Source organism: Bifidobacterium phasiani, assembly GCF_019331775.1.
Taxonomy (GTDB): Bacteria; Actinomycetota; Actinomycetes; order Actinomycetales; family Bifidobacteriaceae; genus Bifidobacterium; species Bifidobacterium phasiani.
This window is the reverse complement of record NZ_JAHBBD010000004.1, coordinates 138,033-146,258: the sequence shown is the minus strand read 5'-3', so window position 1 is coordinate 146,258 and position 8,226 is coordinate 138,033. Positions and strand designations below refer to the sequence as shown.

Here is an 8,226-nt window from a genome sequence, read left to right as displayed (position 1 = left end):
TCAGATATGTAAAATGTCTTCTCTTCACAGATGCGGCGACCACCGAGTTCTACACTTCTAGCTTCGTCGGCAGCGTCAGATGTGTATACCAGACCGCGTCCCGGGGCAGGGCGCCGCCCGTCCCGGCCCCGCGGCGGGGGAGCCCGGCTGTCAAGCAATGCGGTTACACTTGGCTCGGTTTGTGTGCGGGTACCCGGCAGGCCAGACGCGCCCCGGTACCGATGGGACGCAACTGAAGCCGAATAAGAGAGGTTGTTTGATGGCAGTTCGTGGTGATATTCGGAATGTGGCGATCGTGGCGCACGTCGATCACGGCAAGACCACGCTCGTGAACGCGATGCTCCAGCAGTCGCACGTGTTCTCCGAACGCGAGGAGGTCCCCGACCGCGTGATGGACTCCAACGATCTGGAGCGCGAGAAGGGCATCACGATCCTCGCGAAGAACACGGCCGTGCAGTACACCGGCCCGCTGGCCGCCAAGTACGGCCACCCCGAGGGGATCACGATCAACGTCATCGACACCCCGGGCCACGCCGACTTCGGCGGCGAGGTCGAGCGCGGCATCTCGATGGTCGACGGCGTGGTGCTGCTCGTCGACGCCTCGGAGGGCCCGCTGCCGCAGACCCGCTTCGTGCTGCGCAAGGCGCTCGAGGCCAAGCTGCCGGTCATCCTGTGCGTGAACAAGGTCGACCGCCCGGACGCCCGCATCGAGGAGGTCGTCGGCGAGTCCACCGACCTGCTGCTCGGCCTGGCCCAGGACGTGATGGAGGAGGGCGTCGACCTCGACCTGGACTCCCTGCTCGACCTGCCGGTCATCTACTGCGCCGCCAAGGCGGGCTACGCCTCGACCAACCAGCCGGAGAACGGCGGCATGCCGGACAACGACGACCTGGAGCCGCTGTTCGACGCGATCATCTCGAACATCCCCGCCCCCGAATACGAGGAGGGCGCCCCGCTGCAGGCGCACGTCACCAACATCGACGCCTCCGACTACCTGGGCCGCCTCGGCCTGGTGCGCATCTACAACGGCACGCTGGTCAAGGGCAAGCAGTACGGCCTGAGCCGCGTCGACGGCTCGATCGAGAACTTCAGGCTCTCCGAGATCCTGCGCACCAAGGGCCTGGACCGCTACCCGGTCGAGCAGGCCGGCCCCGGCGACATCGTCGCGATCGCCGGCGTGAACGACATCATGATCGGCGAGACGATCGTCGACCCCGCCGACCCCAGGCCGCTGCCGCTCATCCACGTCGACGAGCCTGCCATCTCGATGACCTTCGGCATCAACGACTCGCCGCTGGCCGGCACCGAGGGCAAGGACCACAAGCTCACGGCCCGCATGATCAAGGACCGCCTGGACCGCGAGCTGATCGGCAACGTGTCGATCCGCGTGCTGCCGACCGACCGCCCCGACGCCTGGGAGGTGCAGGGCCGCGGCGAGCTGGCGCTGGCCGTGCTCGCCGAGCAGATGCGCCGCGAGGGCTACGAGCTGACCGTCGGCCGTCCGCAGGTGGTCACCAAGACCATCGACGGCCAGGTGTGCGAGCCGATGGAGAGCACGACGATCGACGTGCCCGAGGAGTACATGGGCACCGTCACCCAGCTCATGGCCGACCGCAAGGGCCGCATGGAGTCGATGGCCAACCACGGCTCCGGCTGGGTGCGCCTGCAGTTCACCGTGCCGAGCCGCGGCCTGATCGGCTTCCGCACCGCGCTGCTGTCCGCCACGCGCGGCACCGGCATCGCCTCGTCGCTCTCCGCCGGCTACGCGCCGTGGGCCGGGCAGATCGTCACCCGCCAGAACGGCTCGATGGTGTGCGACCGCAAGGGCGTGGCCACCCCGTACGCGATGCAGCGTCTGCAGGCGCGCGGCAACTTCTTCGTCGAACCGCAGTCCCCGGTGTACGAGGGCCAGGTCGTCGGCGTGAACAACAAGCCCGACGAGCTGGACGTGAACATCACGCTGGCCAAGCACATGACGAACATGCGCTCCTCGACCGCCGACGTGCTGGAGACCCTCACCCCGCCGATCAAGATGAGCCTCGAGGAGGCCCTCGACTTCGCGAACGAGGACGAGTGCGTCGAGGTCACGCCGGAGTCGGTCCGCGTGCGCAAGATCATCCTCGGCCGCGAGGACTGGTACAAGTGGCGAGCCAAGCAGCGCCGTCAGAACAATCAGGCCGGCAAGTAGCCCGATTGTTCCGACGCTTCGCAGCCTTGGCGGCCACCCGCTGACGCGTGTGCTTCGCAGCCTTGGCGGCTGCTCACCTCAGCTATGGACACCCCACCGGGGGTGTCCATTACGCTTCGGCACTTCGCCTACAGGCAATCCACCGGACTGCCTGCCTGACGGCTCGGCAGAACAATCAGGCCAACAAGTAGCCCACGGCCCGGCGGCGCCGGACGACGACGGGCGGTCCCCACGGGCCGCCCGTTTTTCGTACCGCCGTCCGCCGCGCGGTCAGCAAGGCGTGGCATGCTGGAACGCATGACCGATATGACGAACCGTCCCGGGAACCGCTCGCTGCTGCCGTGGAGCCACCGGCAGCACATCGTGGTCCGCGTGCTGATCACGATGCTCGCCGGCGCGGCGAGCGGCGTCGTCGGCACGCTGGCGCACCGCATGGGCGCCGAATACAACATCCCCTACGGCCTGGCGCTGGCGTTCCTGATCCTCGGCATCTCGACGTGGTGCGCCCGCGCCCGCTGCAACGCCATCGGCATCGGCTTCCATCTGATCGCCTCGTCGGGCGTGGTCTGGGGCATGGCGATGTACGGCCCCGGCGGCGACGCGATGATCCCGATCGGGTTCAGCGCCCCGATGCCGTTCTTCGTGCAGAACGCGGGCAGCATCTGGCTGTACGGCGAGATCCTGCTGCAGGTGGTCATGCTCTTCCTGCCGGCGCGGTGGTTCGTCGTCCCGCCGCGCGAGGAGCGCCTCGACGACGGCGACGTCGATGCGGCTTACGGCGGCGGGAACGGGGAGTCGGCTTCCCCCGCCTCCGTCTCCGGAGCCGTCGCGCCGGGGGATGGGCCCGATGGATCGACGCAGGTCGACGACCGCCGCGAAGCCCCGTCCGGCGACACGGACTCCCCAGCGCCGGACGACGGCGCCGGGATCTTCCTGGGCCCCGGCCGCTGACCGGCGTGGCACGGCGCGCTCCCGGACCCCGAGACCCCGTGCCCGCCCGTGCCGTCCTCCCGCGCCGGCGTCCCGGTCCACGATGCGGCGCCGGCCGGCATGCCGGCGCGATGTGCGCTAACGTGGCTGAGGCGGCATTTCGGCGACTGACACGGAAACGGCGGCATCGATGAAACCTTTGCACTATCTCGGCCCGCAGGGCTCGTTCACCCACCAGGCGGCCGCGGCGGCGGCCGCCATGCTGCGCGACGGCGACGGCGGGGAGCCCGCGCTGCTGGCCGCGGCCGACGTCCCGCAGATCATGGACGCCGTGCAGCGCGGCGAGGCGTGGGGCGTCATCGCCTGGGAGAACAACGTCGAGGGGTACGTGGTGCCCAACCTCGACATGCTGATCGACGCGCGCGACGCGGCCGGGTTCGCCCGCGTCGGCGTCGACATCGCCTTCGACGCCTTCGTCCGCCCGGACGGCGACGGCATGGACGGCGACGGCGCCGACGGCGCGGAGCCCGCGATCGACGGCGCCGTCGTCTCGGCGCACGCGCATGGGCTGGCGCAGTGCGCGGGCTTCATCGCCGAGCACCGGCTGACCCCGGTGCCGGCCGCCTCGAACGCGGCCGCATGCCGCGACCTGCGGCCCGGTCAGGTGGCGCTCGGCCCGTCGATCTGCGGCCCGCTGTACGGGCTGCGGACCTGGGCCGCCGGCGTGCAGGACTACCGCGGCGCGCGCACCGAGTTCCTGGTGCTCGCCCCGCGCGACGAGGCCCGGGCGATGCTGGAGCGCGCCCGCGCCGCCGGCGTCGGGGAGTTCGAGACGATCATCACCTTCATCCCGCTGAGCACCGGCCCCGGCGTGCTGGCGGACCTGCTGGACGTGCTGCGCGACGCCGGGCTGAACATGACCAGCTTCATCTCCCGGCCGATCAAGGGGCACGACGGCACCTACAGCTTCATCGCCACGATCGACGCGGCGCCCTGGCAGCCGAGGTTCCACGCGGTGCTCGAGGAGGTCGCCGAGCACGGCGACTGGGTCAAGACCCTGGCGGTCTATCCGCGGCGCGAGCGGCCCAACCCGCCGGTCGACGACTGGATGCTGCCCCGTGGCGGCGTGCGGCTGGCCGGGCCGATCGACGGCGCGGCGGAGGCCGGCGACGCCGGAAGGGAGCTGCTGTGGTGAACGGCGCCGCACATGACATGACGGATATGACGGCCCCGGCGGCCACGGCGCCCTGGCCGGTGCCCCGCAGCGTCGGCGTCGTCGGCCTGGGGCTGATCGGCGGCTCCCTGGCCCGCCGGCTGAACGACGCGGGCTGCCGCGTGCTGGCGTGGAACCATACGACGCGCCCGTACGAGGCCGCCGCCGCGCAGGGCATCGCGTGCCTGCCGACGCTGGAGGCCCTGGCCCAGGCCCGGCCCGAGGTGCTGGTGCTGTGCAACCCGCTCAAGGCGATGCCCGAGATGCTTGAACGGCTCAAGCCGGTGCTCGACGACGCCACGACGCTGACCGACGTCGGCAGCGTCAAGGGCATGGTGCGCGAGCAGGTGCGGGCCGCGGGACTGGGGGAGCGCTACGTGGGCGCCCATCCGATGGCCGGCAACGAGCGGTCGGGCTGGTCGGCCGCCGACCCGGCGCTGTACGACGGCGCGCTGTGGGCGGTGAGCGTCGACGGGGACACCGCATACGAGCGCTTCCAGGCCGTCGCCGGCATGATCGTCGGTGTGGGCCGCAACCGGATGATCGTGATCGACGACGCGACGCACGACCGCGCCGCCGCGCTGATCTCGCACATGCCCCACGTCGTGGCGACCGCGCTGGTCGACGAGCTGGTGGACAGCCCCGAGCGCGACGTCGCCGTCGCATTGGCGGCGGGCTCGTGGCGCGACATGACCCGCGTGGCGCTGACCGACCCCGACCGCACGCGCGCGATGGTCGAGGAGGACGCGGCCAACGTCGAGGCGCTGCTGCGGCGCATGGCCGCGCGGCTGTCCGGCATGGCCGACGCGCTGCACGCCTGGCGGTCCGACGGACCGGACGACGGCGGACGGACGCGCGCGCAGCGCGAGATCCTGCGGTTCTTCGCCGCGGGGCAGCCGTTCCGCGACTACAAGGCCGAGGCCGCCGCCGGCGAGGCGCACGGCGCCACGGCCACGCTCGGGCTCGGCGATGACTGGCGGGAGGCGCTGATGGCGTCGGCGCGCCGGGGCGAGCACGTCGTCGGGCTTGCGGACGCGCGCCGCGTGGCGGTGCAGCGGCGCTCCCATCTGGCCGATTGAGCCGGCCGGGCGGCTACGGGCGCGGGGCCGGGCGCTCCGGCACCGGCTTGATGGTGACGATCGATTCGACGTCGATCGTCACGCGCTGCTCCGGGCGCGAGCCGTTGGCCGCCGCGTCGCGGGTCATCTCCAGCGTGTGCCCGTCCCAGGAGCGCACGTGGCCGACGTAGTCGCGGAACTTCATTCGGTGGTCGGCCGGGTCGACGCCCTCGCAGATGCGTACGACGATGCGCGCCCCGGCCGGGATCTCGCGTGGCATGGGCATGATGCCTCCTTCCGTCGGTCCCGATCGTTCCCATCGTACGCCGGCCGGACGCCGGCCGCGCCGGTGCGTCCGGCGCGGGAGACCTGTCGGTCTAGGCTGGGGCATGGTGACGATATCGGCGGGCCGCTCGCGGCGGCCGCGAAAGGGGGCCGGATGCGGTTCGACGGCGAGCTTGGGGAGTACTGCACGTACCTGCGGGCCAACCGCGGGCTGAGCGAGAACACGCTGCGCGCCTACCGGCACGACGTCGGCGACTGCCTGCGGTTCCTCGAACGGCGCGGCGTGCGTGAGCTCGGCGAGGTGGGCATCGAGGACCTGCGCGCGTGGATGGCCGGCGAATCGCGCTCGCACGCGCGCTCGAGCATGGCGCGCAAGACGGTGGCGGTGCGCGGCTTCTTCGCCTGGGCCCGCGACCACGGGGTCACGCCGGCCGATCCCGCGGCCGTGCTGATGACGCCGAAGATCCCCATGACGCTGCCCGTCGTGCTCAACGAGTCGCAGGCCGAACGGCTGATGGACAGCGCCGGGGCGGCGTGCCTGCCCGCCGACGCGGGGGAGGGCCCCGGACCGGACGCCGCAACGGAATCTTCGGGCGGCGACGCGGTCGAGGGCGACGGGGCCGGGACAGCGCCGGACCGCGCCGCTGCGCACGTCGCCGGGTGCAGGGACGCGGCGCGGCACACGGCCTTGGCGCTGCGCGACGCGGCGATGCTCGAGGTGCTGTATGCCACCGGCGTGCGCGTGGCCGAGCTGGTCGGCCTGGACCTGGGCGACGTGACGTTCGACAACCGCACGATGCGCGTGACCGGCAAGGGCGACAAGCAGCGGGTGGTGCCGTTCGGCGTGCCGGCGCAGCGGGCGCTGGAGCGGTGGATCGGCGGGGGCCGCCCGGCGCTGGCCGGCGCGAGGTCGGGCGACGCGCTGTTCCTCGGCGCGCGCGGCTCGCGCATCGACCAGCGGGTCGTGCGCCAGGTCGTCCACGAGCGCGCCGCGCAGGCCGGCGTCCCCGACATCGGGCCCCACGCCCTGCGCCACAGCGCGGCCACGCATCTGCTCGACGGCGGCGCGGACCTGCGCGAGGTGCAGGAGATGCTGGGCCATGCGTCGCTGCGGACCACGCAGCGCTACACGCACGTGTCGATCGAACAGCTCAAGCAGCGCTACGGCCAGGCCTTCCCCCGGGCGTGACCGGACGCGCGGGCCGCGCCACGGGGCGTCCCCACGGGGCTGCAACGTTTCACCGGCGGGCTGGTGTCCACTATGTGGAAAGTTTTCCGGGGGCCATCCGCCGTCTGCTACGATTTTCCGCCTTTCGGACGCCAGCGGCGGAATCGCGGGAATACCGGCGCTCGCCGGTCCGGGGCCGTGACCGACACATGAACGCGGCCTGAACTTCCGAGGTCTTTGGTATAACAGCATCTACTGGTTACGACGCCCCGTCGCTGGTCCTATGACTAGAATGGGAGAGTTTGTAACGGACAACCACATTCCTGATGAGGGAGTAGCAAGTGATTAAGTACATCATCAAACGATTGGTGAATTATGTGATCATGCTATTCGTCGCCATCTCGATGACGTACTTCCTGGCAAGCGCGTTCATGGACCCGCGTTCGAATTACATGGCCCGTAATCCCCGCCCGCCGGAGGCCTCGATCGACCGGTCCCTGGACCTCGCCAACATCAACGACAAGACCTCGGTGTTCGTCCGCTACTTCAACTGGCTGAAGGGCATCGTCACCGAATGGGACTGGGGCCTGTCGCCCGACCAGGAGCCGGTGGGCCCGGCCGTCGCCTCGCGCATCTCGGCCTCGGTGCAGCTGGTGACCATCTCCACGATCCTGTCGATCATCATCGGCGTGAGCCTGGGCGTGTACACCGCCATCCGCCAGTACAAGTGGCAGGACCGCGCGCTGAACGCGCTGTCCACGCTGTTCCTCGTCACCCCGGCCGCCGTGCTCGGCCTGCTGATCGTGCTCGGCGCCATCGCCATCAACAACGCGACCGGCACTCGCATCTTCTACGTCACGGGCCTGCATTCCTACGAGGGGGGGAACATAGGCCTGTCGATACTCGACTTCCTGCAGCACATCATCCTGCCGACCCTGGTGCTCACCGCCATCGGCTACGTGAACTACCACCTCACCCAGCGCACCTACCTGCTCGACACGATGAACGCCGACTACGTGCGCACCGCCCGCGCCAAGGGCCTGACGCTCAACCAGGCGATCCGCAAGCACGCGCTGCGCACCTCGCTGATCCCGACGACCACCAACATCGCGTTCTCGATCGCCAGCATCTTCACCGGCGCGGTCATCACCGAGACGGTGTTCGCGATCAACGGCCTGGGCCGGTACTTCGTGACGACGATCAACGACAACGACATCAACGGCGCCGTCTGCATCGCGGCCTTCAGCGGCGTGTGCACGCTGGCCGGCGCGCTGCTGGCCGACATCCTCGCCGCGTGGCTCGACCCGCGCATCCGGCTGAACTGATGGAAGGTGCGTGATTCGAAGTGAACAAAGCAGTGCAGTTGGACGTGACGCCCCGCAAC

General features: G+C 70.5%; 6 protein-coding genes and 1 pseudogene. 6 read left to right on the top strand and 1 reads right to left on the bottom strand.

Annotated features, from left to right (window positions below):
* Nucleotides 1-259 precede the first annotated feature (259 nt).
* From typA to KIH73_RS03080, 4 genes and pseudogenes are all read left to right on the top strand, one after another.
* The gene (gene typA / locus KIH73_RS03095) at nt 260-2,188 is read left to right on the top strand and encodes a translational GTPase TypA (protein WP_219080416.1); all 1,929 of its coding nucleotides are present in this window, start codon (nt 260-262) and stop codon (nt 2,186-2,188) included.
* A gap of 297 nt (nt 2,189-2,485) precedes the next feature.
* A pseudogene (locus KIH73_RS03090) lies at nt 2,486-2,932 on the top strand (alcohol dehydrogenase); the annotation flags it as partial.
* 376 nt (nt 2,933-3,308) lie between these two features.
* Complete coding sequence (locus tag KIH73_RS03085; protein ID WP_219080413.1) at nt 3,309-4,313, top strand: prephenate dehydratase; 1,005 nt, start codon at nt 3,309-3,311, stop codon at nt 4,311-4,313.
* Nucleotides 4,314-4,339: 26 nt separating this feature from the next.
* Nucleotides 4,340-5,410, top strand: a complete 1,071-nt coding sequence (locus tag KIH73_RS03080; RefSeq protein ID WP_236022552.1) for a prephenate dehydrogenase — start codon at nt 4,340-4,342, stop codon at nt 5,408-5,410.
* A gap of 13 nt (nt 5,411-5,423) precedes the next feature.
* Here KIH73_RS03080 and KIH73_RS03075 read toward each other — a convergent pair whose 3' ends face one another.
* Nucleotides 5,424-5,675 carry a DUF6725 family protein gene (locus KIH73_RS03075; RefSeq protein ID WP_219080411.1) on the bottom strand — a complete coding sequence of 84 codons (252 nt, stop codon included), beginning with the start codon at nt 5,673-5,675 and terminating at the stop codon, nt 5,424-5,426.
* Nucleotides 5,676-5,828: 153 nt separating this feature from the next.
* Here KIH73_RS03075 and KIH73_RS03070 point away from each other — a divergent pair, with 153 nt between their 5' ends.
* Together KIH73_RS03070 and KIH73_RS03065 are read left to right on the top strand one after the other, a co-directional pair.
* Nucleotides 5,829-6,863 (top strand): tyrosine recombinase XerC, encoded by a 1,035-nt coding sequence (locus KIH73_RS03070; protein WP_219080409.1) that lies wholly within the window; start codon nt 5,829-5,831, stop codon nt 6,861-6,863.
* A 320-nt stretch (nt 6,864-7,183) separates the two neighbouring features.
* On the top strand, nt 7,184-8,167 hold the full coding sequence (locus tag KIH73_RS03065) for an ABC transporter permease (protein WP_219080407.1): 984 nt from the start codon (nt 7,184-7,186) through the stop codon (nt 8,165-8,167).
* The last annotated feature ends 59 nt before the right edge of the window (nt 8,168-8,226 follow it).